This is a genomic window from Allobosea sp. GW821-FHT10B12 (genome assembly GCF_059415545.1).
The window spans coordinates 401,465-427,498 of record NZ_JBWKNL010000003.1; the positions used below are offsets into that span (position 1 = coordinate 401,465).

Genomic DNA, 26,034 nt, shown 5'->3' on the forward strand with positions numbered 1-26,034 from the left:
TCGCGTCCCACTGACACCCTTGGAGGCAGGGACGCGAACCGCAATGGCCGCCCGCTGGCGGCCATGTCTTTTAAAGAACTAAGGATCAGACACATGACCGCCGTGAAGCAGATTCAGGCTTCGGCGCGCGCCCAGGTCGGCAAGGGGGCCGCCCGGGAAGTTCGTCGCCAGGGCCTCACTCCCGCCGTGATCTATGGTGCGGGCGAAGCGCCTGTCGCCATCGCGCTCGATGCCAACAAGACCCGCCAGATGATCTATGCTGGTCACTTCCTGACCACGCTGTTCGAGATCGACGTCGACGGCAAGAAGACGCGCGCCATTCCGCGCGACTACCAGCTCGACCCGGTCAAGGATTTCCCGATCCACGTCGACTTCCTGCGCATTGCTGCCGGCCAGACCATCAAGGTCGAGGTTCCGCTGCATGTCGTCGGCCAGGAGCAGTCGCCGGGCCTGAAGAGCGGCGGCGCCCTGCAGATCGTCGAGCACTCGCTCGAGATCGAAGTCGCTCCCGAGAGCATCCCTGAGTTCATCGAAGTCTCGGTCGCCGGCCTCGAGGTTGGCGATACCCTGCACATTGACGCGCTCAAGCTGCCGGCCGGCGTCAGCCTGACCTCGACCAAGGACAAGACCCTGGTCACGATCATCCCGCCGACGGTCGAGGCTGAAGAGCCTGCCGCCGCCGAGGGCGAAGCGGAAGCTGCCAAGGCCTGAGGCTGGCGCTCCTTCGGGACTACGCTTACAGACGGCCGGGCATGCCCGGCCGTTTTGCTATGACAACCGGTGCGGAACCGAACGATGCTGATCTTCGCCGGCCTCGGCAATCCGGGCCAACGCTATGCCCGCAACCGTCATAATATCGGCTTCATGGCGGTCGAGGCGATCGCTCGCGCAGCCCGCGCCGCGCCCTGGCGCGCCCGTTTCCAGGCTTATGCCTGCGAAGCGACGATCGGCGGCGAGAAAGTGCTGCTGCTGATGCCGCAGACCTATATGAACGAGTCCGGCCGCGCGATCGGCGAAGCCGCGCGCTTCTTCAAGGTCGCCCCGGCCGACGTCGTCGTCTTCCATGACGAGCTCGATCTGCCCCCCGCCAAGCTGCGCGTGAAGCTCGGCGGCGGCAATGCCGGCCATAACGGCCTGCGCTCGACCACCGCTGCGATCGGCAACGACTATCGCCGGGTGCGGATGGGCATCGGCCATCCCGGCGACAAGGCGCTGGTCCATCCCTATGTGCTCAGCGATTTCGGCAAGGCCGAGGAACCCTGGGTCGAGGATCTCTGCACCGCCTGCGCCGACAACGCTGCGCTGCTCGCCGGCCATGACGACGCCGGGTTCCAGAACAAGATCCACCTGTTCATGGAGGCGCGCGGCCATGGCGCCGTGAAGCGCCTCGGCGAGAAGGCGACGGATTAGCGCTGGCTCTCAGAGCGGGAGCTGGGCACCCGCCTTGGCGATCGTCACCCGGGCGCTCGACAGGCTGCCATCCGCCTGCCGGCTGGCGGTCAGCGCCACCTGTGCTCCGGCAGCGAGATCGGCCGCCTGCGCCGGCGCAGCCATGATGATGTTGGCCTCGGGCGTGATCGCGATCGTCTGCTCGCCGCCCGGATAGGTCAGCGTGACGCTGCTGCCGTCGACGCGCGAGACCGTCTCGGCCACCGTCGCATTCGTCATCGTCGAATCCGGCAGGACGGCCCAGGGCCTGTGGCCCTCGCCCGTGCCGCGCATCGCCTCGGGGAAGATGAAGACCTGTACGGCCGTCAATCCGCCTCCGGCCTGCAGGCGGGCGCCGACGCCGATGAAACTGCCCTTCCTGATATCGGCCATCGAAGCCTTGACCACGGCGCCGATCGAATAATTGGGCGCAAGCGCGACCGTCGTCGTGCCCTCCGGCGTCTTGACCGTCAGCGACTGGCCTTCGAGACGCTCGACCGTGCCGCGCACGCGAGTCTGGAGTGCCTGCCCCTGTGCACCGGCCGCGAAAACCATGACGCAGCCGATCAGGGCGAATGAGGCAAGGCGCATGGAGCAGCTCCGATAACCGGTCGTTTCTGTCGCGCATCACCCGTGCGCGCTCGGCATCCGCGCCGCCATGCACGTTCGCGTGATGTGCGCTCTCGCCCGCCATCTTGTCTTTTGCTGCTCCGCACCCAATAAGGCCCGGGAGAACCGAGATACCCTTCCGCGGCAGCCGCAATCGGCCCGCGATGCACTGGACGAGCAAGCATGGGCTTCAAATGCGGTATCGTCGGCCTGCCGAATGTCGGCAAGTCGACCCTGTTCAACGCGCTGACGCAGACCGCGGCGGCGCAGGCGGCCAACTACCCGTTCTGCACGATCGAGCCGAATGTCGGCGACGTCGCAGTCCCCGACGAGCGGCTTGAGGCGCTCGCAGCGATCGCTGGCTCGAAGGAGATCATCCCGACCCGGCTGACCTTCGTCGACATCGCCGGCCTGGTGCGCGGCGCCTCCAAGGGTGAGGGCCTGGGCAACCAGTTCCTCGCCAATATCCGCGAATGCGACGCCATCGCCCATGTCGTGCGCTGCTTCGAGGACAGCGACATCACCCATGTCGAGGGCAAGATCGCCCCGATCGCCGATATCGAGACGATCGAGACCGAATTGATGCTCGCCGACCTCGAAAGCCTCGAGAAGCGCGTCCTGCCGCTGGAGAAGAAGGCCAAGTCCGGCGACAAGGAGGCCAAGGAAGCCGCCGACCTGATGAACCGCTGCCTCGTGCTGCTGCGCGAGGGCAAGCCGGCCCGCCTGGTCCAGGTCGCCGCCGAAGAGCGCAAGGCCTTCGAGATGCTCGGCCTGCTCTCCTCCAAGCCCGTGCTCTATGTCTGCAATGTCGAGGAAGCCAGCGCCGACAAGGGCAACGGCTTCTCCGAGCAGGTCAAGGCGCGCGCTGCCGAAGAAGGCGCGGTCGCAGTCGTCGTCTCCGCCAAGATCGAGAGCGAGATCGCGGTGCTGCCGGCCGCCGACCAGAAGGACTATCTCGAAGCCGTGGGCCTCGACGAGCCCGGCCTGAACCGGGTGATCCGCGCCGGCTACGCCCTGCTCAACCTCGTCACCTATTTCACGGTCGGCCCGAAGGAAGCCCGCGCCTGGACGATCGAGAAGGGCACCAAGGGGCCTGCCGCCGCCGGCGTGATCCATACCGATTTCGAGAAGGGCTACATCCGCGCCGAGACCATCGCCTATGACGACTACGTCGCCAACAAGGGCGAGAGCGGCGCGCGCGAGGCCGGCAAGTTCCGGCTCGAGGGCAAGGAATATGTCGTCGCCGATGGCGACGTGCTGCACTTCCGCTTCGCCAACTGAGCCTGCGCCGCCGGAGCGAATGCCGCTCTGGCGCCATGCCGGGTAAGCATTCGGAGTTTGCGCGTTTTCCACTCGATTGCCGGCGGTCCCCCGCGCAGGATACGCGCCTGATCAACGAGATGGACTAGCGATGCTCTACTTCGAGGATTTCGTCGCCGGTTCGGTCAATGAATACGGCGCGCTTCCCGTCTCGCAGGGTGAGATCATCGCCTATGCAAGCCGTTTCGACGCGCAGGATTTCCACATCGACCCCGAAAAGGCCAAGGCGAGCTTCGTCGGCTCGCTGATCGGCTCCGGCTGGCACAGCTGCTCGCTGCTGATGCGGCTGGTCGCAGAGGCCTTTCTCCTCGACGCCACGTCGATGGGCTCGCCCGGCGTCGAGGAGGTGAAATGGCTGCGGCCGGTGAAGCCCGGCGATGTGCTGAAGCTGCGCTGGACGGTCGCCGAGACCAAGGAGTCGCGCTCCCGGCCCGAGATGGGCCTGGTGAAGTTCCGCTTCGAGCTCATCAACCAGCGCGACGAGCCGGTGGTCGAGCAGAACAACTGGGTGATGTTCGGCCGCCGCGGCTCCGGCTTCGAGGCAGCGCGCGGCGACTGGCTGAAGCATTCTGCGAGCTACGTGCCGCCGCAGGCGACCGTCAGCATCGAGCCGCCGGCCAAGCCGACAGCTGCCCCCGGCTATTTCGACGAGCTCGTGGTCGGTGAGAGCTATGAGCTCGGCAGCCTGGTCTTCACACCGCAGGAGATCGTCGCCTTTGCCCGCTCCTTCGACCCGCAGCCCTTCCACATGGACGAGGACGCGGCCCGCAAGAGCTCCTTCGGCAGCCTCTGCGCCTCGGGCTGGCATACGGCGGCGGGCTGGATGGCGGCGATGGTCAGCCACCGCCGACGCCAGGAGGCCGTGCTCGCCCCGAGTGCAGCCCCGCGGCTCGGCCCCTCGCCAGGCTTCAAGAACCTGCGCTGGCTGAAACCGGTCTATGCCGGCGACCGCATCACTTATCACTCGGCTGTCGCCGACAAGCGCCCGAGCCTGTCGCGGCCGGACTGGGGCCTGTTCTTCCACCACAACACCGGCGTCAATCAGAAGGGCGAGACGGTCTTCAGCTTCGACGGCTGCGTCTTCATCGAGCGCAAGCCGGGCTGAGCGCGGCGCGCGGCTGCCGCAGCGGCCCCGGCAAATCAGGCCTTCGCGGCAGATGCCGCGCGATGGAGGAAATCACGGAAGCTCTCCGGGGCGCGGCCCGTAAGGACGGAAAAGTCGTCGGAGACCCTGCTGTAGCGGCCCTCGGCGATCGACGCGCACAAGCTGGAGAAGGCAGAAGGCCAGGGATCGTCGAGCTGCGCCGATGCCAAGGTCCGGTATTCGTCAACGGCGCAGGGACGATAGCTGACCTGGCTGGCGACCGTTTCGTCATAGGCGGCGGTCATCTCGCCGAAGTCCAGCGCCAGATGTCCCGTGAGCGCATGGACGTTGGCGGTCTTGTCGGGGGTGGCCGCAACTGCCGCCACAGCCGCCGCCACGTCATCTCGTGAGATTGGCGCGACCCGGCCGTCGCCTGCGGGCAGCGCCAGCTCTCCCGAGGACAAGCTGGAGGAAAGCCAGTGGTCGAGAATGAATTCGCAATACAGGCCGCATCGGAGGATGGTCGTGGGCACGCCGCAAGCCGCAAGGCGGCGCTCCGCGTCGCGATAGACAGGCGCGAAGTAGAACGGCGACTGATCCTCGACATCGACGATGCTGGTGAAAACGATATGCCTCGCGCCCGCCGCGGCAGCCGCCTCGATGGCGTTGGCGTGATGGCGCATCACCGCCTTCGCGTCACCGTCGCTCGATATGAGGACGACCTCATCGATATCCGCGAAGGCGCGTCTCAGGGCTGAGGCATCTTCGTAATCGGCAACGCGCAGTGCGACTTCAGGCGGCAGGCGCTCCACTGCGGTTCGGCGGTCCCGGACCATCGCGACCACATCGTGGCCGAGCGACACGAGCCTGCCGACGACCGCGCCGCCCACATGGCCGGTGGCTCCCGTGACCAGGATCATATGCGGCTCCAGGATCCCATGGATCGCGCAGCTTGGATTGCGCCGCCCTATCCGGCAATGCGCCGGAAAACCGCCGCCGCCGGCGGGTTCGCCAGCTCGATGCGGTCGCGGCCATTGCGCTTGGCGGCATAGAGCGCATTGTCGGCGCTGGCATGAAGGCCGGTGCCGTCCAGCGGCCCCTTCCCCGCGCACAGGCCGATCGAGACGGTCACGCCCGTCAGCTCGTCATGAAGCAGGCGCCATGGCACGCGCCGCAAGGCCCGGCGGATGGTCGTCGCAGCTTCCTCGGCTGCCTCGATCGACGTATCGCCGAGCAGGACACCGAACTCCTCGCCGCCGATCCGGGCCACCAGCGCCGACGCGGACGTGATTTGGGCGGCGATGACCTCGGCGATCGCTTTCAGGCAGGCGTCTCCGACGAGATGGCCAAAGCGATCGTTGATCGTCTTGAAGTGGTCGACGTCGATCATCATCAGCGCCAGCGGCTCCGGCCGGGCGGCGGCATCGGCGAGACGGGTGACGAAGCGGCGGCGATTGGCGAGGCCGGTCAGTCCATCGGTTTCCGCCAGCTCCGCCAGTGCGGCATTGGCCCGGCGCAGCGCCTCTTGCGCTTCGAGCAGTTCCATCTGCTGGCGCTTGGCGATGGTGATGTCGGCATGCGTGAAGAAACTGAGCCCGCCGGTGCTGTGCCGCGCGATCAGCCGGAGCCAACGCTGGCCCGGCAATTCGATCTCGAAAGGCACGCCGTCATAGCGCAGCCCGTTGCTGATCGCCGCCCGCCAGGCGCCGACCGGCACAGCGTCGCGCCAGCACCAGGCGATGATCTCGTCCAGAGTCCGGCCGACGACCGGCGTTCCGCTGGGCAGATCGTAAAGCCGCCGAAAGGCATTGTTGGCGGCGATCACCCGTTCCTTCGCATCGAGGATCGTGGCGCCGTCCGGAATGAAGGGAAGCGCATCCATGACCGGCAAGACCAGCTCGGGCGCCGCCTCGGTGCGGCTCTCTACATCGAGCGGCTGCCAGAGGCGTACGCGGCCGCCATCCGGCGCCCGCAGCGACGAAGCGCGCAGCTTGCGCCCGTTATGGATGAACTCGAAGGGCTGGGTCTGGTTCTCATGGCGTGCCACGCCTTCGGCGACGTGTCGCGCAATGTCCGGCATTTCCTCGGGCGTGAGGCGGAGCCGATAGAAGCGCACCAGATTGTCGGCGTAAGGCTCGCCGACATAGATCTCGCCGTCGTCCTCGGGGAAGAGCTGCAGGAAAGTCCTGTTCCAGCACAGTGCCCGCATCTGCTCATCGTATTCGCAAACGCCGATACCAAGGGCGTCAAGCGAGTCGAGCAGATAGCGCGAGAGCTTCATCCCGCCGTCAATAACCGAGAGCCGTTAACAACCGGTGAGATGAGCCTTTAAGATCAGCCTACCTTTCCGTAACCCGCGAACTTGGCCGATACACGCTCCATCTCGGCCGCATCGAGGATGACCGGCTCGAGACCTGAGGCTAGCAGGTCGAGATATTGCCCGGCCAGATTCTCGACCTCGGCGACGATGGTATGCGCCCCGGCCAGGCTCCCACCGAGCGCGATCACGCCGTGATTGGCGAGCAGCACCGCCTTGCGGCCCTCCAGCGCCCTGACCGCATTCGCCGCCAGCTCCGGCGAGCCGAAGGTGGCATACTCAGCGCAGCGCACATCGGCGCCGCCGCAGAGCGCGATCATGTAGTGGAAGGCCGGGATGCCCTGCCGGGCGCAGGACAGCGCCGTGGCGCGCGGCGAATGCGTGTGGACGATCGCCTGGGCATCGGGCCGTGCCTTGTAGATCTCGACATGGAACGGCCATTCGGACGAGGGTTTGCGGCTACCGCTCAGAACCGTTCCGTCGAGGGCGACATAGATCAGGTCCTCTGCCTTGGTCTGTGCATAGGGCAACCCGGAAGGCGTGATCAGCAGCCCGTCGCGGAAGCGGGCCGAGACATTGCCCGATTTTGACGGACAGAAGCCGGCCTTGTCGATCGCCTGCGCGACCGCGACGATCTCGCCGCGCAGTGTCAATTCGCTCATGCCGCCATACCGCTCGACATTTCAGGAAACAGCCTCGCCAACCCCTCGAGGCTTGCCGGCGCGATGCCGCGCTCGGTGATCAACCCGGTGACCAGCCGCGCCGGCGTGACATCGAAAGCCGGGTTGCAGGCCGGACTGCCGGGCGCCGCGACCTGGAAGAAGCCGGTGCGTCCATCCTCACTTTGGCCGAACAGATGCGTGACCTCGCGCTGGCTGCGCTCTTCGATCGGAATGTCCTTCAGCCCGTCAGCAAGCGCCCAGTCGATCGTCGGCGAGGGCAGCGCCACATAGAACGGCACGCCATTGTCCCTGGCGGCCAGCGCCTTGAGATAGGTGCCGATCTTGTTGGCGACATCGCCGGTCGCGGTCGTCCGGTCGGTGCCGACGATCACCATGTCGACCTCACCATGCTGCATCAGATGGCCGCCGGCATTGTCGACGATCACGGCATGCGGCACGCCATGGCTGCCAAGTTCGTAGGCTGTCAGCGCTGCGCCCTGGTTGCGCGGCCGCGTCTCGTCGACCCAGACATGGACGGGGATGCCGGCGTCATGCGCCAGGTAGATCGGCGCCAGCGCCGTGCCCCAGTCGACGGTGGCGAGCCAGCCGGCATTGCAATGGGTGAGGATGTTGACCGGCGCGCCCGCCGGCTTCTTCGCTGCGATCTCGCGGATCACGCCGAGGCCATGCTCGCCGATGGCGCGGCAGAGCGCGACATCCTCGTCGCAGATCGCCGCCGCCTCGGCATAGGCCGCAGCGACGCGTTCGGCCTCGGGCAGATCGATCAGCCGCCTGCGCATCCTCGCCAGCGCCCAGTGCAGGTTCACTGCCGTCGGCCGTGTCGCGCCCAGCAAGGCCAGAGCCTGTTCCAGAGCGATATCGCAGGCGTCGACCCGCAGCGCCAAAGCGATGCCATAGGCCGCGGTCGCACCGATCAGTGGGGCGCCGCGCACCGTCATGTGGCGGATCGCATGCGCCGCCTCCTCGGCAGTCGCAAGCCTCACCGTCTCGAAATGGAAGGGCAGCCTTGTCTGGTCGATGACAACAACACCCCAGCCGTCATCGTCGAGCCAGATCGTGCGGTAATGGCGCCCGTGGATCTTCATGGTGTCAATGCCCCGCGAAGGAGACCAGCGTGCGCACCGGCACGCCCAGCCGCCTGATCTTGTCGGCTCCGCCGAGATCCGGCAGGTCGATGATGAAGCAGGCGGCGACTACCTCGGCCCCGAGGGAGGAGAGCAGCTTCACCGCCGCCTCCGCCGTGCCGCCGGTGGCGACGAGGTCGTCGACAAGAAGGACCCGCTCGCCGCGCGAGACCGCATCCTTGTGCACCTCGATCTCGTCGGCCCCGTATTCGAGCGAATAGGGCATGCCGACCGTCGCATGCGGCAGCTTGCCCTTCTTGCGCACCGGCACGAAGCCCGCCGAGAGCTGATGAGCCACGGCGCCGCCGAGAATGAAGCCGCGCGCCTCGATGCCAGCGATCTTGGCGATCTTCAGGCCGGCGAAGGGCTGTACCAGTTCGTCGACCGCGCGGCGGAAGGCGCGGGCATCGCCGAGCAGCGTGGTGATGTCGCGGAACTGAATTCCCGGCGCCGGATAATCGGGAATCGTCCGGATCGCATTCTTCAGATCGGCGAGCGCACTGCGGTCCATCATATCGTCCATCGGCTGGGGCGCCTCCTCTTAGCGTATGGCGCAGCCGGCGGGAACGGCGCTGCGGACCGGGCAGCGTCGCCTGCTCGGCAGGTCAGTCGCGCCAGTAGCGGCGCTGCGCGCGCCACTCGCGCTCGTCGCGATAGCTCCGGCGCTCATAGACACGTCGGCGGCCGCGATCATCGTCGCGGATGATGGTGTCGACGCGGGTGTGAACGCCGTTGGACGAGTTCGAGCTCGAATTCGACGAGGTGTTGCCGGCAAAGGCCGGGCCGGCGGCGCAAAGGGCGATGAAAGCCAGGACGAGCGGTCGCATCGGGCAGCTCCGTGGTTGGCATTGAGAGGCGCCATATGCCGCCCCTGAGCCTGAACGTCGGCTGACTGCGTCCGTTCCTTCGCAACCATCAGGCCTTCAGCACCCGCCCCGCCACTGCATCGAGCTTGGCCATGAGCTTGGGATCACGGTGCTCCGGCGCCGTGACGATCGCGAAGTCGAGGGCGTTGTGCGAACCGGCCGGGCAAGGTTCCCGCTCGCGCGGGAAATCGGCCGCGAGCCGCGCCACCAGCTGGCGCGCCTTGTCGGCATTGGCGTGCAGCACGGCGATGACGGCGGCGACGTCGACCGCCCCGTGCTCCTCGTGCCAGCAGTCGTAGTCGGTCACCATGGCGACGGTCGCGTAGGTGATCTCGGCCTCGCGGGCGAGCTTGGCTTCCGGCATCGCCGTCATGCCGATCAGGTCGTAGCCGAGGCCCTTATAGGTCAGCGATTCCGCCAGCGTCGAGAATTGCGGGCCTTCCATGGTGACGAGCGTGCCACCCCGAACGAAAGGAAGGTCCTCTGCCGTCGCAGCCGCGGCGATTCGCTCCTGCAATTGCGGCCCGACCGGATGCGCCACCGAGACGTGGGCGACGCAACCCTTGCCGAAGAAGGAGCTGGCGCGCCCTGCGGTGCGGTCGACGAACTGATCGACCAGCACGAACAGGCCGGGATAGAGCTCGGCCTTGTAGGAGCCGCAGGCCGAGAGCGAGACGAGATCGGTCACCCCTGCCCGCTTCAGCACGTCGATATTGGCGCGGTAGTTGATCTCGGACGGCGGGATCGCATGGCCGCGACCATGGCGCGGCAGGAAGACGATCTTCGTTTCTCCCATGCGCCCGGTCCGGAGCACGTCGGAGGGCTCGCCCCAGGGGCTCTCGATCCGCTCCTCACGCAGATCGGTGAGACCCGGCAGGTCGTAGATGCCCGAGCCGCCGATAATGCCCAGAACCGCTTCAGCCATATCAGTTCCCCGATGATTGCCCGGATAAGGATCGAGATTCGTGACAGCCGTAACACGGTGGCCTTCGCAATCGAATGCGGTCGTCCCGGGCGGAAGCACACTGTTGGTCCGATAGCCGACCTTCGTAAGCGGTCGGCCAATAGCCCTGTCCCACCGTTTCGGGGCTTCCTAAGCACTGCCGCAAGATTTCATATTTTTCCGGGATCGAGCCGCCCATTAGACCAGTGCCGTAACGCGTCCCCGGATGGAGCGCGTGAAAATCGGCAAGGGCGGACAATGTCAGTTGAGAAGATAGACACGCTCGTCATCGGCGCCGGCCAGGCGGGGCTTGCCATGAGCGAGCATCTTGGCCGCAGCGGCGTGCCGCATCTCGTGCTGGAGCGGCATCGCATCGCCGAGCGCTGGCGCTCGGAACGCTGGGACTCGCTCGTCGCCAACGGTCCGGCCTGGCATGACCGCTTTCCCGGCATGACCTTCACCGATGTCGAAAGCAGCGTCGGGCCGGACGATTTTCCGGGCAAGGAAACCGTCGCCGATTATTTCGTCGCCTATGCCAGGAAGATCGAGGCTCCGATCCGCTGCGGCGTCGAGGTGCTGAAGCTCGAACGTAATGCGGGCCGCCCTGGCTTCCGGGTCGAGACCTCTGACGGCGTGATCGAGGCCGAGCGCATCGTCGCCGCGACCGGCCCCTTCCAGACGCCCGTCATCCCCGCCGTGGTTCCCGAGCAGGCCGGCTTGCTGCAGATGCACTCCACCGGCTACCGCAATCCCGCGCAATTGCCCGATGGCGCGGTGCTGGTCGTCGGCTCCGGCTCGTCCGGCACCCAGATCGCCGAGGAGCTGATGCAGGCGGGACGGTGCGTCTATCTCTCGGTCGGCCCGCACGATCGGCCGCCGCGGGGCTATCGCGGCCGCGATTTCTGCTGGTGGCTGGGCGTGCTCGGCAAATGGGATGCTGCAACCCGTGAAGCGGGCAAGGAGCATGTCACCATCGCCGTCAGCGGCGCGCATGGCGGCCACACCATCGATTTCCGCCGCCTCGCCGCCCAGGGCATGATCCTGGCCGGGCGCACGGAATCCTGCACGGACGGGGTCGTCCGCTTCGCGCCGGATCTCGTCGAGAATCTGCGGGCCGGCGACGATAACCATGACGCCCTGCTCGACGAGGCCGATGCCTATGTCGCCCGCAACGGCCTCGACCTGCCCGAGGAGCCGCACGCCCGCGACCGCGTCCCGGATGCCGACTGCATCGCCCGGCCGATCCTGTCACTCGATCTTGCGGATGCCGGCATCGGCACGATCATCTGGGCGACGGGTTTCGTCGCCGACTACAGCTGGATGCAGGTCGACGCCTTCGACGAGAGCGGCAAGCCCAAACACCAGCGCGGCGTCTCCTCGGAGCCCGGCATCTATTTCCTCGGCCTGCCCTGGCAGTCGCGGCGCGGCTCCAGCTTCATCTGGGGCGTCTGGCATGATGCGAAATACGTCGCCGACCAGATCGTGATCCAGCGCCAGTACATGGCCTATGACGCCGCCGCCCGGGGCGAGCTCGAGCCGGCCTGACGCGTAGCGACGCGGCATAATTCAACAGACCCGACGGAGGCCGAGATGGCGCATACCCGCATCCGCAAGTTCAACACCAAGGACACCTATCCCGAGCAGAAGCTCGACAACGACCTCGCCCAGGCGGTGGTGACTAAAGGCGGCAAGATCGTCTGGCTGCGCGGCCAGTGCCCGCAGAACCTCGACGATGCCAAGAACATCGACAGCCACGACCCGGCCGAGCAGACCCACAAGGTCATGCAGAACATCAAGCAGCTGATCGAGGAGGCCGGTGGCCAGATGGAGCATCTGGTCAAGGTCGTCGTCTACATCACCGACGTCCGCCATCGCGAGGCGGTCTACCGCACCATGGGCGAATACCTCAAAGGCGTGCATCCGGTCTCGACCGGCCTCGTGGTGCAGGCGCTCGCCCGGCCGGAATGGCTGGTCGAGATCGACGGCACCGCCGTGATCCCGGAGTGATCGCGTGACCTTCTCGCTGGTCGCCCGCTGCGCCCGGACCGGCATGTTCGGGGTCGCGATCTCCTCGTCCTCGCCTGCGGTGGCGGCGCGCTGCTCCTATGCGCGCGCCGGTGTCGGAGCCGTCGCCTCGCAGAACGTCACCGACCCGACGCTCGGCCCGCTGGCGCTCGATCTGATGCAAGGCGGCTTGACCGCGGCCGAAGCGATCGCCGAGGTCCGCCGGCGCGGCAGGTTCATCGAATACCGCCAGGTCCTGGCGGTCGACCGCGACGGCGAGACGGCGATCCATTCCGGCCCGAACTCGCTGGGGATCTGGACGCAAGCGCAGGCGCGGGACGTCGCCTCCGGCGGCAATCTCCTGGCCAATGACGGCGTGCCGCAGGCGATCGTCGACGGTTTTCTGTCCTCCTCCGGCCATCTCGGCGACCGGCTGATCGCGGCGATGCGCGCCGGCCTCGCTGCCGGCGGCGAAGCCGGGCCGGTGCATTCGGCCGGGCTCAAGATCGTCGACAAGGTCAGCTGGCCGGTCGCCGACCTGCGCTGCGACTGGACGGAGGACTGCCCGATCGAGGCGGTGGCGAGCGCCTGGGAGGTCTACAAGCCCCAGCTCGACGCCTACATACAGCGCGCGCTCGATCCGCGGCAGGCGCCGTCCTACGGCGTTCCCGGAGACGAGTGAGCAACGCTGCCGCTTGGTGGCTGCAGCCAGGTCAAGCCTCGACGCGCGTCCGGTCCGTCATGACCGGCGCGATCATGCCGGGGATGTAGGCGCGCGAAATGCGTGCTTCGCAATGCGCCTGGAAGGCCTCGATCAGCTTCGACTTGGCGAGCGACGCCAGCGTCGCGACGCCGATCGTCATCGGGCGGTGCTCGCCGGCGAGCCGGATCGAGACCAGCTTGCGCCCGTCAAGCGAGTGATCGGAGCGCGGCCGCACGTTGAACAGCGCATAGCCCGCGCCATTGGCGACCATCGCCCGCACCACGTCCGGATAGGCCGAGCGCGCCGCAATCGTCGGCACGATGCCGGCGGCCATGAACAAGGCCAGGAAATACTCGCGGCTCAGCGGGAGGTCGAGCAGCACGAGCGGCTGCTCCGCGAGCTCCTCCAGCGTGACGGCGCTCTGCTGCGCCAAAGGGTGCGTTTCCGCCACGACGATATGGGGCGGCAGGCTGACCAGCGGTGCGAACGCGATGTCGTCGGGCACCTGCAGATCGTAGGTCAGCGCCACATCGACCTCGGAGCGGCGCAGCCCCCTCAGAAGATCCTCCTGATTGCCCTCGACATGGCGGATCGTGGTCTCGGGGAAGGCCGCGACGAAGCCGTTGCTGAGCTCCGGCACCAGCATCGGCGCCAGCGTCACCATACAGCCGAGCGAGAGCGTGCCGCGCACGGTGCCGATCGTGTCCGCGGCGACGGTGTAGAGGCTTTCGGCCTGGCCGACGACCCGCTTGGCCTCGCTCAGCAGCGCCCGGCCGACCGGCGTCAGCGACAGACCCTGGGCATGATGGCGGATGAAGAGCTGCACGTTCAGCTCCCGCTCCAGATGCGAGATCGCGGTCGAGATCGAAGGCTGCGAGATATGGATCATCTCGGAGGCGAGGGTGATGCTGCCCGTCTCGCCGGCCGCGATGAAATATTCGAGTTGGCGCAAGGAGAACCGCATCTGGCCAGCATAAAGCACGATAGGCGCAGGCCGGCAAAGCGGAGGATCAGGCCGCGACCCTGTCGAGCAGGCGGTCCATCATCCGGTCGCAGGCCGCGAGTTGGTCGAGCGCGATGAACTCGTCCGCCTTGTGGCCCTGCTCCATCGAGCCCGGCCCGCAGACCAGCACCGGGATCCCCAGCCGCTGGGAGAACAGCCCGCCCTCGGTGCCGAAGGCCACCTTGCACAGGGCGCTGTCGTCGAGGATCCCGCGCAGGAAGGCGACGGCCTCGGAGGCCACCGGCATCGCCAGCCCCGGATAGTCGTTCAGGCGCTCGAAGCCGATCCCGGCCTCCGGGAAGCGCTCGCGCCGCGTCGCGACGAGGGCGGCCGCCTCGTCCATCAACCGGGCCAGGATCGCCTCGGGGTCGTCCTCGGCGACGTTGCGGATCTCGAAATCGACCGTGCAGCGCTCCGGCACGATGTTGAGCGCGGTCCCGCCGGCGATGCGCCCGGCATGCAGCGTGGTGTAGGGGATGTCGTAATCGGCGTCGCGCGGGCCGTCCCGCTCGATCTCACTCTGCAGCCCGCGCAGCGCGCCGATGAAATCGCAGGCGAGATGGATGGCGTTCAGCGCGTTCGGCGCCAGGGCGGAATGCCCGGTGACACCGCAGCAGGTCGCCCGCGCCGCGAGCTTGCCCTTGTGCCCGGTCGCGATCGCCATCGCGGTGGGTTCGCCGATGATGGCGAGCTTCGGCCGCAGCGGCCGGCCCGCCAGCCTGTCGATCAGCGAGCGCACGCCGACGCAGCCGATCTCCTCGTCATGGCTGAAGGCGAGATGGAGCGGTGTTTCGAGCTTGCGCGTCGAGGCGCGCGCGGCCAGCGCGAGCGCCGAGGCGACGAAGCCCTTCATGTCGGCGGTGCCGCGTCCATAGGCGCGACCGTCCGCGACCCTCAGCCGGAACGGGTCATGGCTCCAGTCCTGGCCGTCCACAGGCACGACGTCGGTGTGGCCGGAGAGCATGACGCCCGGCCGGTCCTTCGGGCCGATGGTGGCGAACAGATTGGCCTTGCGCCCGTCCTGCGCCTCGACGATCTCGCTCTCGATGCCGTGCCTGGCGAGGAAATCGCGCACGAAGTCGATCAGCGGCCGGTTCGGATCGCGGCTGACCGTGGGAAAACCCACCAGCCTGTCCAGGATCGTCAGCGTGTCCATCGCCGCGCCGCCTTCATCTGCCCACGCTCAGAGATACAGATGCCGCACGGCGTCGCTGCCGAGCAGCTCGGCGGCGTTGCCCGCCGCCACGACCCGCCCCTTGGTGAGCAGGATGCCGCGATGAGCGATGGAGAGCGCCATCTCGGCGTTCTGCTCGATCAGCAGCACGGTCGTGCCATTGCGATTTACCGCCGCGACGGTGTCGAAATACTCGTCGATCAGCTTCGGCGAGAGGCCGAGCGAGGGCTCGTCCATGATCACGAATTTCGGCTTGCCGACGAGCGCGCGGGCCAGCGCCACCATCGCCTGCTCGCCGCCCGACAGGGTTCCGGCGCGCTGGCGGATGCGTTCGCGAACGCGCGGAAAGAGCTCCAGCATCTCCTCCAGCCGGTCCTCGAAACCGGCCTGGTGCCCCTGCGCCTCGTAGCCCAGGCGGATGTTGTCGCGCACCGAGATGTCGCCGAAGAGGCGCCGGCCCTCTGGCACGAAGCCGACGCCAAGTGCGCTCAGCGCCTCAGTCTGCGAGCCCTTGAGATCCTGCCCCATGATCGCGATGCGGCCGCGCGCCAGCGGGAGCAGCGCCGAGATCGCCCGGAAGATCGTGGTCTTTCCGGCGCCGTTCGGCCCGAGGATGCAGACCAGCTCGCCCGGCTCGACGCTGAGCGAGACGTCGCGCAGCATCGCCACCACGCCGTAATTGGTGTCGACGTTCTCAAGCCTGAGCATGCTGGGCTCCCTTGCGGCCGAGATAGGCCTCCTGCACACGCGGGATTAGGCGGACCTCCTCGAAGGTGCCTTCGGCGAGCTTCTGGCCGTAGTCGAGGACCAGCACACGCTGCGGCAGCGACGCGATCAGCCGCATGTCGTGCTCGATGATCATCAAGGCGAGGTCCGGCCGCTCGGCGCAGACCGAGCGGATATCGTCCATCAGCGCGTCGGTGTCGGCATCGTCCATGCCGGAGGACGGTTCGTCGAGAAGCAGAACCTTGGGCTCGCTCGCCAGCGCGCGGGCGATTTCGAGGCGCCTGCGGTCGGCTTGCGGCAGCTCGCCCGCCGGCCGGTGGCGCTGGGCGTGGAGCTCGCGCGAGACCGCCTTCAGCAGGCGCTCGGCGATCTCGGCGGCGGCGTCGAGCTCGGCATCGGCCTTGCGGCGGTTGAAGATCGCGTCAAACACCCCGGTCTTCATATGGGTGTGGCAGCCGATGATGACGTTGTCGAGCACCGAAAGGTCCGCGAAGAGCCGGCTCGACTGGAATGTGCGCGCAATCCCCTTGGCGACGATGCGATGCGCCGGCTGGCCATTGAGCAGCTCGCCCTCCAGCCGCACCTCGCCGGAGGACGGCACGTAGAGCCCGGTGATGATGTTGAGCAGGGTCGACTTGCCGGCCCCGTTCGGCCCGATGATGCCGAGAACCTCGCCCTTGCGCAGGCAGAAGTCGACCTCGGCCATGGCGACCAGGCCGCCGAAGCGCATGGTCAGGCCCTGGCCTTGCAGGATGATCGCGGAATCCATGGTCAGCCTCCGTAGCGGCGCAGCCGCTGCGGGAAGATTCCCTGCGGGCGGATCATCAGGAAGGCGATCACGGTGATGCCGAAGAATAGGATGCGGTAGTCGGAGAAGGCGCGCAGCTTCTCGGGCAGCAGCGTCAGCAGGAAGGCGCCGACGATCACGCCGAGCGTGTTGTCCATGCCGCCTGCGATGACCATGGTCATGATCGTCACCGACACCAGGAAGGTGAAGTTGTCGGGCGAGATGAAGCCGACATAGAAGGCGTAGATCGTGCCCGCGAAGCCGGCCAGGAATGCGTCCACCGCGAAGGCCAGCACCTTGTACCAGGTCGTGTTGATGCCCTGGCAGCGGGCCGCGAGCTCGTCCGCCCGCAGCGCGTTCCAGGCCAGGCCGATCCGCGAATGGTGCAGCCGTCCGGCGAACAGGATCGCGACGCCGACGAGCAGCGCCGAGAGGTAATAGAAGTTGGCCTGGGACGGCAGCGAATGCCCGAAGATCACCAGCGGCGAGGCGAAGGAGTGGCCGAACAGCTCCGGGGCCGGGATGCCGACCAGGCCGTTGGGGCCGCCGGTGAATTCCAGGTTGTTGAGGAGCTGGTGCACGACGACGCCGAAGGCGATCGTCACCAGCGCCAGATAGCTGTCCCGCGTGCGCATCGAGGGGATGCCGAGCAGAAAGCCGAAGATGGTCGCGACCACAGCCGATGCCGGCAGCGCCAGCCAGAAGCTGACGTCCCAGTGCAGGGCGAGCAGGGCCGAGGCATAGGCGCCGATGCCGTATGAGGCGCCGGTCGCGAAGTTCGGGATGTTGGCGCTGCCGAGCTGGAAGTTCAGCGCCAGCGCCAGCACGGCATAGAGCTGCGCGATGATTAGCAGATGCAGCGCATAGGAGCTGCCCTGCAGCACGAAGGGAAAGCCGAGCACGATCGCCATGCCGAGCAGCGCCGCGAAGCGTCGGTTGGTGGCGAAAGCCTGCTCGATCCCGGCCTCGATCGCCGGCAGGCGCTGCATCGCGACGAGCGCGCCGCCGAACAGGGCCAGCAGGCCGACGACCGCACGCCAGTCGTCGACCAGCAGGAACTGGCGCAGGAAGGCGGCGCCCGCGATCTCCGTCAGCGCGACGAGCGCGAAGCCGCTGGTGGTACCGAGCGTCGCACGGGCGGGGACTGTCACATCCGTCATCGGTTCAGACCTTTTCGACGACGGTGCGGCCGAAGAGGCCGGCCGGCCGGAACACCAGCACGCCGATCACCAGCAGGAAGACGAAGACCAGGCGATAGGCCGCACCGTTCGGCACCGTCGCCTGCACCAGCGTGTCGAGGCCGGCGATCACGAGGCTGCCGATGATGGCGCCGGGCATCGAGCCCAGCCCGCCGACCACCGCCGCGGAAAAGCCGATCAGCCCGACATCGATACTAAAGTCGAAGCGCACGATGCCGGCATAGCCCGCGAAGAACAGGCCGCCGACGGCGCCAACCGCCGAAGCGATGAAGAAGGTGAGCCGGAAGATCTTTCCGGGCGCGATCGAGAGCAGGCGCGCGGCGTCGCGGTCCTGCGAGACGGCCTTGATGTGGAGGCCGAGGCGGGTGTTGCCGAGCAGGACAAAAAGCCCGGCCACGCACAGCACCGAGACCGCGATCGCGACGAGGTTGAAGGCCGGTACCGTCACGCCGAGCACATTGAAACTGCCCTGGACGAGACGCGGCACCGCATGCGGATTCGAGCCATTGGGGAAGAGGTGGCGGATCAGCTCGCGCAGCACGATGCCGAGCGCGACGGTGGCGACCAGCGCCATCATCGCGGGCGCGTTGCGGAAGCGCTGGATGACGAGGAAGTCGAGCAGGATGCCGAGCAACCCGGTCAGCGCGATGGCAAGCGCGACGGCGAGCAGCATGGCGCCCGGCGTCGCCGCGGCCCCGAGCGTCGCCGCGAAGGTCTGCACCAGCGCGAGCGCCAGGAACGGCGCCATCAGCGCTACGTCGCCATGGGAGAAATGGATGATGTTCAGCACGCCGAAGAGCAGGCTGAAGCCGACCGCGATCAGGGCATAGATCGAGCCGAGCGTGATCCAGTTCAGGATCTGTTGCAGGAGCTGCTCGGCCATTCCGTTCCCCTCTTTGTCTTGGCAGCTTTGTCTTGGCAGCCGCCTTGTGGCCGCTTGCCCGGCTGTGCACCAGCCCGGATGCGGACAGGAGTCGTAATTTCGGAATCTCTGCTTTGATTGTCTTGAGGCAACCCGCCGGGCGGGCCTGTTCCGCTCCCGGCCGGCTGCTTAGGCAAACCGAGGCCCGGGGTTCGAAATATCCGATTTGCTTCGCGTTTCCGGAACGGCGGATTGTCCCGCCGAAGCATCCTCGGGATCGGCACGGCCGACCGTTGGAGCTCGACATACATCCTGGAGGGGGTCATGACTTTCAAGTTCGGCGCCGGCACCGGCTCATTTTCGGCATTGCTGCGCGCCTCGACGGTCGCCGCGGCGGTGGCATGGAGCGCTACGACGGCCTACGCTCAGGAAACCGTCAAGATCGGCTTTATCGGCCCGCTGAGCGGCGGCAACGCCCAGCAGGGCCTTTCGGCCCGCAACGGCTTCCAGCTCGCCATCGATCAGGCGAACAAGGCAGGCCTGCCCTTCAAGCTGGAGGGCGTCATCCTCGACGACGCCGCCAACCCGCAGACCGGCGTCGCCGCGGCGCTGAAGCTCACCAATGATCCGCAGGTGGCGGCCGCGACCGGCCATTGGAACAGCGGCGTCGCTCTGGCCACCATCCAGGTCTTCCAGCGCGCCGGCGTGCCCTTCATCGTCTGGGGCGCGATCTCGCCCAAGATCACCGAGCGGAACAACCCGATGATCTCGCGGGTCGTGACGACGCTGGTCAACACCAACGAGCCCCTGGCCAAATGGGCGGCTGAATCGGTTGGCAAGAAGATCGCGATCGTGTCCGATACGAGCGACTACGGCTTCGCCAACTCCCAGAACTTCTCAAGGTTCTACAAGGCTGCGGGTGGCGCCATCGTCGCTGCCGAGGCCGTGCCGGTCGGCACGACCGACTTCCGCGCCCTGCTGACCAAGGTCAAGGGCAGCGCACCCGATGCGATCTATTTCGGCGGCGTCGTCACCGAAGCGGGGCTCGTGCGGCAGCAGATGGTCGAACTCGGCATGGCCATACCTATGATCGGCGTCGACGGTTTCCATGACGCGGAGTTCATCAAGATCGCCGGCTCCGCTGCCGAAGGCACCGTCTCCGGCATCGTCAAGGAGAAGGGCAATCCGCAGCTGGAGAAGCTGACCAAGGATTACCAGGCTGCGAATTTCGCCGAGCCGGCGACGACCTACACCAAGAATGCCTTCGACTCCGCCAACATCCTCGTCGAGGCGATCAAGAAGGTCGGCACGAAGGACAAGGCTGCGCTCGCCAAGGCGATCCGCGAGACGCAGTACGACGGCGCGATGGGTCACACCAGCTTCGACGAGAACGGCCAGACCAAGCTGCCGGTCGAACTCGAACTGCGCACGGTCAAGAACGGAGCCTGGACGACACGCTGACAAGCCTATCCTGAGCAGCCGCTTTCGGAAGCGGGTTCGCGGATGACGCGGACCCGCTTCATTCGTTTCGGAGAGCCTGGATAGCTTTCAGATCGCCGCGCGCCCCTTCGGACCCGGTCGGGTGCTCCAGAGCAAGGGCGCTGTTGCTTCGTCTCCAGATTGCGTCCGGTCGAGGCTTTGTGAACCCATCGCTTGCTGCGGCGCAGCGCGAGGTCGCCCACATTGCGTGGCATGAGTTCCTCTCAAGCTTCAACCTTGGCTGCGTCGCTGCCGCTTCTCGGCCACGGGCAATTCACACAGGTCGGAGCAGCAGGACCGGCAGCGGGCGCGCTATCGGCCTCCTGGCTTGGTGGGCGGGTCGTCTTTGATCGACGCAGCTGGCAGTGCCGCGAGGCCGAGCTTCGGTGGACTGCACCGGCGCACCTGATCGTCGCGACCTGTCGTGGTGGCACGCGCAGGACCAGGGTCACGGCTGGCAACGCCCAGCCGCATGAGGGCATGGATCGACCCGGCATAGTGTCCTTCGTTCCTGCCGGCACGCCGCGCCATGCGATCTATGAACAGGCCGATCTGGTCTATGCCGCGCTCTGGATCGATCCTGCGCTCACCTGTCTGGATGACGGAGCAGCCGCCCAGGCGGCTGCGCGCATCAATGCGCGGGATGGGCTACTGCCAGGCCTGCTCGCCAGTCTGCAGGCGGATCTCGTCGCTGGCCTCGCTCACGATGATCTCTACATCGAGCACCTGGCCACGCTCTGCCTGAGCCGTACCGGTGTGCTCAAAGCCACGCCACAGCCAGCGCATGCGAGGTTGAGTCCGATGGCGCTTCGCCGGGTCGAGGAGTACATCGGCGCGCATCTTGGCAGCGAGATCACGCTCGGTGCGCTCGCCGCAGTTGCCGGAATTGGCGTCGACAGCTTCGCACGACGCTTCAAGGCGACGACCGGCCTCGCGCCCTATGCCTTCGTGCTCGAGCGCCGCATGCAGCGTGCCGACGAGGAACTGGCCCGCTCCAACCTGCCGATCGCGAACCTCGCCACCCGGCTGGGCTTTGCCAGCCAGAGCCATTTCACCGCGACCTTCCGGCGCCGGCGCGGGACGACGCCGCAAGCCTACCGCGCAGCTTTTTCCTGAATCGCGACAACCGCTCCCGTTCTGTGAAAGACGGGCCCTGCCTCCATCGCCAAATCGGTGGCGACCCCCTGCCCCCCACTCTGGACCGGCAGGGCGTGACGCAGGGAGGCTTGCCGCATGATGTCCCGATCCGACGCCAGACTCGACGCAACACGCCGCCAGGTTCTTGGAGGCAGCTCGGCTTTGACGCTCGCCCTGCTGGCCGGCGCACCTGCCGAGGCACGCGCTGTCGCTGCCTCGCTACCGGCTCCGGCTGGCCCAGGCGAGAGCATGCGCGTGCCGATGAGGCTGCGGATCAACGCGCGCGCCGTTGCCGTATCGCTCGATCCGCGCACGACATTGCTCGACGCGTTGCGCAACGAGATCGGCCTCACCGGCTCGAAGAAGGGATGCGATCACGGCCAGTGCGGGGCCTGCACGGTGCTCGTCAACGGCCGGCGCATCAATGCCTGCCTGACCCTGGCGATCATGCACCAGGATGACGAGATCATCACGATCGAGGGGCTCGCGCAGGGCGACGAGCTGCATCCGATGCAAGCGGCCTTCGTCAGCCATGATGGCTTCCAATGCGGTTATTGCACGCCGGGCCAGATCTGCTCGGCGGTCGCCATGCTGGAAGAGGCCAGAGCGGGCTGGCCGAGCCATGCCAGCGCCGATGTCGCCGAGGCCCGCTTCACCTTGAGCGACGCCGAGATCCGCGAGCGGATGAGCGGCAATCTCTGCCGCTGCGCCGCCTACCCCAACATCGTCGCCGCCATTCGCGACGTCGCCGACCGGGGCTGAGCCGATGCGACCATTCACCTATGAACGCGCCACGAGCCTGCGCGAAGCCGCCGCCGCCGTCGCCGCCCGCCCCGATGCGAAGTTCATCGCCGGCGGCACCAATCTGATCGACCTGATGAAGCTCGGCATCGAGCGCCCGGCCCATCTCGTCGACATCAGCAGGCTGCCTCTGCGGGATGTCGCAGAAACCGCTGAAGGCGGGCTGCGCATCGGCGCTCAGCTTCCCAACAGCGATCTTGCAGCGAACCGACTGGTGCGGCAGCGCTATCCGTTGCTCTCGCAGGCGCTGCTCGCCGGTGCCTCGGGCCAATTGCGCAACAAGGCGACGACGGCCGGCAACCTGCTCCAGCGCACGCGCTGCCCCTATTTCTACAATCCTGGCTTGGCCTGCAATAAACGCGAGCCCGGCTCGGGCTGCTCGGCGCTCGGCGGCTTCGAGCGCAGCCTCGGGATTCTCGGTGCCAGCGAGGCCTGCGCCGCCGTCCACCCTTCCGACATGGCGGTCGCGATGGCCGCGCTCGATGCGCGTGTCGAGACGATCGATGGCGCGGGCGCGACGCGCGTCATCCCTCTGGGCGAACTGCACCGGTTGCCCGGTGCCACGCCGGAACGCGAGACGAGCCTTGCGGCAGGCGAGATGATCACGGCGGTGGTCCTGCCGCCACCACCACCTGGGCGCCAGCTCTACCGCAAGGTGCGGGACCGGGCTTCCTATGCCTTCGCGCTGGTCTCCGTGGCGGCCGTGGTCGATGCCGAGCGCGGCCGCATCCGCACGGCGCGCCTCGCCTTCGGTGGCGTCGCGCCCAAACCCTGGCGCTCGCAGCCCGCAGAGGCGGCGCTCGCGAACAGGCCCGCCGACGAGGAGAGCTTCCGGGCCGCGGCGGAGGCCGCGCTCTCTGGTGCACGGCGCTCCGAGCAGGTCGCGTTCAAGCATGAGCTCCTGCGCCGCAGCCTGCGTCGAGTCCTCATCGAAACCACGCGCACCGCCTGAAAGGAACGGCGATGACCAGGCATATCGTTCAAGGCACCGCCTCCGTCGGCGGCGATCTCGTCGGCCAGCCGCTCGAGCGCATCGACGGCGTACTCAAGGTCAGGGGCCTCGCGACCTATGGCTATGAGCATCGCGCCGCTTCCCGGCCGGCCTACGGCGTCATCCTCGGCGCCACGATCGGCCGCGGCCGGCTGGCGGATATCGACACCGCGGCCGCCGAGCGCGCGCCCGGCGTGCTCATGGTGCTGACCCACCGAAACGCCCCGGCGCAGGCCGAGTTCGGCGCACCGACCATGCCAGAGCCACCTCAGGTCTTCACCCGGCCGCGGCCGGTTCTGGCGAGCGACGCCATCCGCTTCCATGACGAGCCGGTGGCGCTGGTCGTCGCCGAGACCTTCGAGGAGGCGCGCCATGCGGCGAGCCTCATCTCCTGCCGTTACGAACAGATGGAGGGCGCCTTCGACTTCCATGCCGGCATCGCCGAGGCCTATCGGCCGGCGCGCGCAAATGCCGGCCTGGCAACGGATTCGATCATCGGCGACGTCGAGGCCGCGATGCAAACGGCGCTCGTCACGCTGGACCAGACCTATGAGACCGCCTTCGCCAGCCACACTCCGCTGGAGCCGCACGCAGCCATGGCGGCGTGGGATGGCGACGAGCTGATGGTCCATACGGGGACGCAGACGCTGGCGAACATCCGGGCGGGCCTGGCCGCGACGCTGCGGCTGCCCGTCGAGAAGGTCCGGATCGTCAGCCCCTTCATCGGCGGAGGCTTCGGCTCGAAGCTGGTCGCCCATGCGGAGACGGTGCTGGCCGCCCTCGCGGCGCGGCAGCTGAGGCGCCCCGTCAAGGTCGCGCTGACGCGGCAGCAAATGTTCGCCAATGCCGGCCACCGCCCGGCCATGCAACAGCGCATGCGGCTCGCCGCGGGGCGCGATGGACGGCTCAGCGCCTTCTCGCATGATGTCGTCGCTACCACGGCACGCTTCGAGGAGTTCGCCGAGCAGACCGCCGCGACCGGCCGGTCGCTCTATGCCGCGCCCAGCCGCCGGACGACGCATCGCCTCGTGAGACTCGATACCAATCGCGGCGAATGGATGCGGGCCCCGGGCGAGGCGCCCGGCCTCTTTGCGATCGAAAGCGCGATGGACGAGCTCGCCGAGGCGCTGAAACTCGACCCGATCGAGCTGCGCATCCGCAACGAGCCCGAGCGCGACCCGGAGCGGGGCGTGCCCTATTCCACTCGCAACCTGATCGCCTGCATGCGGGAAGGTGCCAGGCGCTTCGGCTGGAGCGAGCGCCCGCGCCAGCCCGGCAGCCGGCGCGAGGGCCGCAAGCTGATCGGCTACGGCATGGCGGCTGCGACCCGGGCCAACTATCTCGGCCCTACGGCCGTGCGCGTCACTATCGACACGCAGGGCGAAGTCACTGTCCAGACCGACATGACCGATATCGGTACCGGGACCTATACGATCCTCGCCCAGGTCGCCGCGGAGTGGCTGGGCGTGCCGCTCTCTGCGGTCCGCGTCGAGCTCGGCGACAGCGCCCTGCCGCGCAGCGCAGGCTCCGGCGGCTCCTGGGGAGCGACCAGCACCAGCACGGCGACACACCATGCCTGCCTTGCGCTACGCGAGAAGATCCTGGCCGCGACGAGGGAGCATGAGCGCTCGCCGCTGCGCGGCGCCAACATCGCCGAGGCGCGCTTCCAGGGCTCCGCGCTGCGCATCGGCTCTCGGAGCTGTCCGCTGCGCGAGCTCATCGCCGCGGTGGCGCCAGAAGGCATCAGCGCCGAAGGCAGCGCAGTGCGCGGCGAAACCTACCAGACCTTCTCGCAGCATGCCTACGGCGCCCATTTCGCCGAGGTGAGCGTCGATCTCGACACGGGCGAGCCACGTCTGCGGCGCATGCTCGGCGTCTTCGCCGCCGGCCGGATCCTCAACCCCAAGACGGCACGCTCGCAGATGATCGGCGGCATGATCTGGGGGCTCGGCGCCGCTCTGACCGAGGAGACCATCCTCGACCCGCGTCATGGCCATTTCGTCAATCACGACCTCGGCGACTATCACGTGCCGGCCCATGCCGATGCGCCCGACGTCGACGCGGTCTTTCTTGAGGAGCGAGACGACAAGGCCAATCCCCTCGGCGCAAAAGGCCTCGGCGAGCTCGGCAATTGCGGGGCCAGTGCCGCCATCGCCAACGCGATCTACAATGCGACGGGGGTGCGCGTGCGCAGCCTGCCGATCACGCTCGACAAGTTGCTGCCGGGTCTATCGTTATCCTGACGGGAGCTGCAAACGGCCAACGGCGACCGACATCAGCGCTGCTCATGCCGGGCGTGTTATTCGGCTGATGTCGAGGCGCTGGCACGCTTTTGTGCCGACCTCAGCTCCTGGCGCAGTGTCGCCTGCAAGGTGGCGCCCTTACGAGGCGGGCACTCAAGAGCGTGCCTGAAGCCAGTCGCTCGCCATTTGCTGCGCCTCCGCCTCCGAGCCGACGACCTTGAACGGGTAGGGAATGACGGCCGCCAGCGCCGCGTTGAGCAGCTTGCCGAGCAGCGCGCCGCGCTTGGCCTCGTCAGGCTCGACCCGAACCGCCCCGGCGACGAAGCGGCCGAGATCCTTGCGCCTGCGCTTCGACCAGTCCTTGTAGAGCCGGTTGAAGCGCGAGGACTGCTCCGGCCGCTCGACGCCGTCGAAGATCAGAACGAAGCGTTCGCCGCGCGTGAGCAGCGCGTCGAACGCGGCGAGGAGATCGTCGGCCTCCTCGTCGGGAATCACGGCCGGCATGGTCCAGCGCACGACCGGCCAGCCTGATGCGTCGATGATCGTCATCG

At 67.5% G+C, this 26,034-nt stretch carries 27 protein-coding genes; 12 read left to right on the forward strand and 15 right to left on the reverse strand.

The annotated features are described in order from the left end of the window. Positions 1–93 precede the first annotated feature (93 nt). Both AC07O0_RS11860 and pth read left to right on the forward strand, forming a co-directional pair. Positions 94–711 carry a 50S ribosomal protein L25/general stress protein Ctc gene (locus AC07O0_RS11860; protein ID WP_494623180.1) on the forward strand — a complete coding sequence of 206 codons (618 nt, stop codon included), beginning with the start codon at positions 94–96 and terminating at the stop codon, positions 709–711. A gap of 84 nt (positions 712–795) precedes the next feature. Further along, complete coding sequence (pth, locus tag AC07O0_RS11865) at positions 796–1,410, forward strand: aminoacyl-tRNA hydrolase (protein WP_494623182.1); 615 nt, start codon at positions 796–798, stop codon at positions 1,408–1,410. A 9-nt stretch (positions 1,411–1,419) separates the two neighbouring features. On the opposite strand, the gene AC07O0_RS11870 is transcribed toward pth, so the two are convergent. Then, on the reverse strand, positions 1,420–2,019 hold the full coding sequence (locus AC07O0_RS11870) for a hypothetical protein (RefSeq protein WP_494623184.1): 600 nt from the start codon (positions 2,017–2,019) through the stop codon (positions 1,420–1,422). 201 nt (positions 2,020–2,220) lie between these two features. Here AC07O0_RS11870 and ychF point away from each other — a divergent pair, with 201 nt between their 5' ends. Continuing rightward, positions 2,221–3,318 (forward strand): redox-regulated ATPase YchF, encoded by a 1,098-nt coding sequence (gene ychF, locus AC07O0_RS11875; protein ID WP_494623186.1) that lies wholly within the window; start codon positions 2,221–2,223, stop codon positions 3,316–3,318. Positions 3,319–3,448: 130 nt separating this feature from the next. Beyond that, entirely contained in the window at positions 3,449–4,462 is a 1,014-nt protein-coding gene (locus AC07O0_RS11880) for a MaoC family dehydratase (protein ID WP_494623188.1), read from the forward strand. 35 nt (positions 4,463–4,497) lie between these two features. Here AC07O0_RS11880 and AC07O0_RS11885 read toward each other — a convergent pair whose 3' ends face one another. The 7 genes from AC07O0_RS11885 to AC07O0_RS11915 form a co-directional block, all read right to left on the reverse strand. Further along, positions 4,498–5,361, reverse strand: coding sequence for an NAD(P)H-binding protein (locus AC07O0_RS11885; RefSeq protein WP_494623190.1), 864 nt, complete (start codon positions 5,359–5,361; stop codon positions 4,498–4,500). 47 nt (positions 5,362–5,408) lie between these two features. Beyond that, positions 5,409–6,722, reverse strand: coding sequence for a GGDEF domain-containing protein (locus AC07O0_RS11890; RefSeq protein ID WP_494623192.1), 1,314 nt, complete (start codon positions 6,720–6,722; stop codon positions 5,409–5,411). A 53-nt stretch (positions 6,723–6,775) separates the two neighbouring features. Further along, positions 6,776–7,420 carry a class II aldolase/adducin family protein gene (locus AC07O0_RS11895; RefSeq protein ID WP_494623194.1) on the reverse strand — a complete coding sequence of 215 codons (645 nt, stop codon included), beginning with the start codon at positions 7,418–7,420 and terminating at the stop codon, positions 6,776–6,778. Further along, positions 7,417–8,526, reverse strand: coding sequence for an S-methyl-5-thioribose-1-phosphate isomerase (gene mtnA / locus AC07O0_RS11900; protein WP_494623196.1), 1,110 nt, complete (start codon positions 8,524–8,526; stop codon positions 7,417–7,419). The genes AC07O0_RS11895 and mtnA overlap by 4 nt, the downstream gene beginning before the upstream one ends. Before the next feature lie 4 nt (positions 8,527–8,530). Further along, positions 8,531–9,076, reverse strand: coding sequence for an adenine phosphoribosyltransferase (locus AC07O0_RS11905; protein WP_494624181.1), 546 nt, complete (start codon positions 9,074–9,076; stop codon positions 8,531–8,533). A 94-nt stretch (positions 9,077–9,170) separates the two neighbouring features. Further along, positions 9,171–9,392, reverse strand: coding sequence for a hypothetical protein (locus AC07O0_RS11910; protein ID WP_494623198.1), 222 nt, complete (start codon positions 9,390–9,392; stop codon positions 9,171–9,173). Between the two features lie 88 nt (positions 9,393–9,480). Then, the gene (locus tag AC07O0_RS11915; RefSeq protein WP_494623200.1) at positions 9,481–10,356 is read right to left on the reverse strand and encodes an S-methyl-5'-thioadenosine phosphorylase; all 876 of its coding nucleotides are present in this window, start codon (positions 10,354–10,356) and stop codon (positions 9,481–9,483) included. A gap of 276 nt (positions 10,357–10,632) precedes the next feature. Here AC07O0_RS11915 and AC07O0_RS11920 point away from each other — a divergent pair, with 276 nt between their 5' ends. The 3 genes from AC07O0_RS11920 to AC07O0_RS11930 are packed head-to-tail and all read left to right on the forward strand — an operon-like array spanning position 10,633 to position 13,060. Further along, on the forward strand, positions 10,633–11,919 hold the full coding sequence (locus tag AC07O0_RS11920) for a flavin-containing monooxygenase (RefSeq protein ID WP_494623202.1): 1,287 nt from the start codon (positions 10,633–10,635) through the stop codon (positions 11,917–11,919). A gap of 45 nt (positions 11,920–11,964) precedes the next feature. After that, on the forward strand, positions 11,965–12,381 hold the full coding sequence (locus tag AC07O0_RS11925; protein ID WP_494623204.1) for a RidA family protein: 417 nt from the start codon (positions 11,965–11,967) through the stop codon (positions 12,379–12,381). 4 nt (positions 12,382–12,385) lie between these two features. Continuing rightward, positions 12,386–13,060 (forward strand): DUF1028 domain-containing protein, encoded by a 675-nt coding sequence (locus tag AC07O0_RS11930; protein WP_494623206.1) that lies wholly within the window; start codon positions 12,386–12,388, stop codon positions 13,058–13,060. Between the two features lie 31 nt (positions 13,061–13,091). Here AC07O0_RS11930 and AC07O0_RS11935 read toward each other — a convergent pair whose 3' ends face one another. From AC07O0_RS11935 to AC07O0_RS11960, 6 genes are read right to left on the reverse strand one after another with little or no spacing between them, the layout of a single operon-like run. Further along, complete coding sequence (locus AC07O0_RS11935) at positions 13,092–14,045, reverse strand: LysR family transcriptional regulator (protein ID WP_494623208.1); 954 nt, start codon at positions 14,043–14,045, stop codon at positions 13,092–13,094. 46 nt (positions 14,046–14,091) lie between these two features. After that, positions 14,092–15,240, reverse strand: a complete 1,149-nt coding sequence (gene argE / locus AC07O0_RS11940) for an acetylornithine deacetylase (protein ID WP_494623210.1) — start codon at positions 15,238–15,240, stop codon at positions 14,092–14,094. Positions 15,241–15,267: 27 nt separating this feature from the next. Further along, entirely contained in the window at positions 15,268–15,966 is a 699-nt protein-coding gene (locus AC07O0_RS11945; protein WP_494623212.1) for an ABC transporter ATP-binding protein, read from the reverse strand. Next, positions 15,953–16,753 (reverse strand): ABC transporter ATP-binding protein, encoded by an 801-nt coding sequence (locus tag AC07O0_RS11950; protein ID WP_494623214.1) that lies wholly within the window; start codon positions 16,751–16,753, stop codon positions 15,953–15,955. Before AC07O0_RS11950 ends, AC07O0_RS11945 begins: the two co-directional genes overlap by 14 nt. A 2-nt stretch (positions 16,754–16,755) precedes the next feature. Continuing rightward, entirely contained in the window at positions 16,756–17,931 is a 1,176-nt protein-coding gene (locus AC07O0_RS11955; protein WP_494623216.1) for a branched-chain amino acid ABC transporter permease, read from the reverse strand. Between the two features lie 4 nt (positions 17,932–17,935). Continuing rightward, positions 17,936–18,853 (reverse strand): branched-chain amino acid ABC transporter permease, encoded by a 918-nt coding sequence (locus tag AC07O0_RS11960; protein ID WP_494623218.1) that lies wholly within the window; start codon positions 18,851–18,853, stop codon positions 17,936–17,938. Positions 18,854–19,156: 303 nt separating this feature from the next. Here AC07O0_RS11960 and AC07O0_RS11965 point away from each other — a divergent pair, with 303 nt between their 5' ends. The 5 genes from AC07O0_RS11965 to AC07O0_RS11985 all read left to right on the forward strand — a co-directional run bounded on the left by AC07O0_RS11965 (position 19,157) and on the right by AC07O0_RS11985 (position 25,483). Then, positions 19,157–20,293, forward strand: a complete 1,137-nt coding sequence (locus AC07O0_RS11965; RefSeq protein WP_494623220.1) for a branched-chain amino acid ABC transporter substrate-binding protein — start codon at positions 19,157–19,159, stop codon at positions 20,291–20,293. 192 nt (positions 20,294–20,485) lie between these two features. Then, a complete protein-coding gene (locus AC07O0_RS11970) occupies positions 20,486–21,427 on the forward strand; it encodes a helix-turn-helix transcriptional regulator (RefSeq protein WP_494623222.1) in 942 nt (313 codons plus the stop codon). Positions 21,428–21,547: 120 nt separating this feature from the next. Next, positions 21,548–22,210 (forward strand): 2Fe-2S iron-sulfur cluster-binding protein, encoded by a 663-nt coding sequence (locus tag AC07O0_RS11975; RefSeq protein ID WP_494623224.1) that lies wholly within the window; start codon positions 21,548–21,550, stop codon positions 22,208–22,210. A 4-nt stretch (positions 22,211–22,214) separates the two neighbouring features. Beyond that, positions 22,215–23,201 carry an FAD binding domain-containing protein gene (locus AC07O0_RS11980; RefSeq protein ID WP_494623226.1) on the forward strand — a complete coding sequence of 329 codons (987 nt, stop codon included), beginning with the start codon at positions 22,215–22,217 and terminating at the stop codon, positions 23,199–23,201. An 11-nt stretch (positions 23,202–23,212) separates the two neighbouring features. Then, positions 23,213–25,483 carry a xanthine dehydrogenase family protein molybdopterin-binding subunit gene (locus tag AC07O0_RS11985; protein ID WP_494623228.1) on the forward strand — a complete coding sequence of 757 codons (2,271 nt, stop codon included), beginning with the start codon at positions 23,213–23,215 and terminating at the stop codon, positions 25,481–25,483. Positions 25,484–25,636: 153 nt separating this feature from the next. On the opposite strand, the gene AC07O0_RS11990 is transcribed toward AC07O0_RS11985, so the two are convergent. Continuing rightward, positions 25,637–26,032 (reverse strand): hypothetical protein, encoded by a 396-nt coding sequence (locus AC07O0_RS11990; RefSeq protein WP_494623230.1) that lies wholly within the window; start codon positions 26,030–26,032, stop codon positions 25,637–25,639. Between the last annotated feature and the right edge of the window lie 2 nt (positions 26,033–26,034).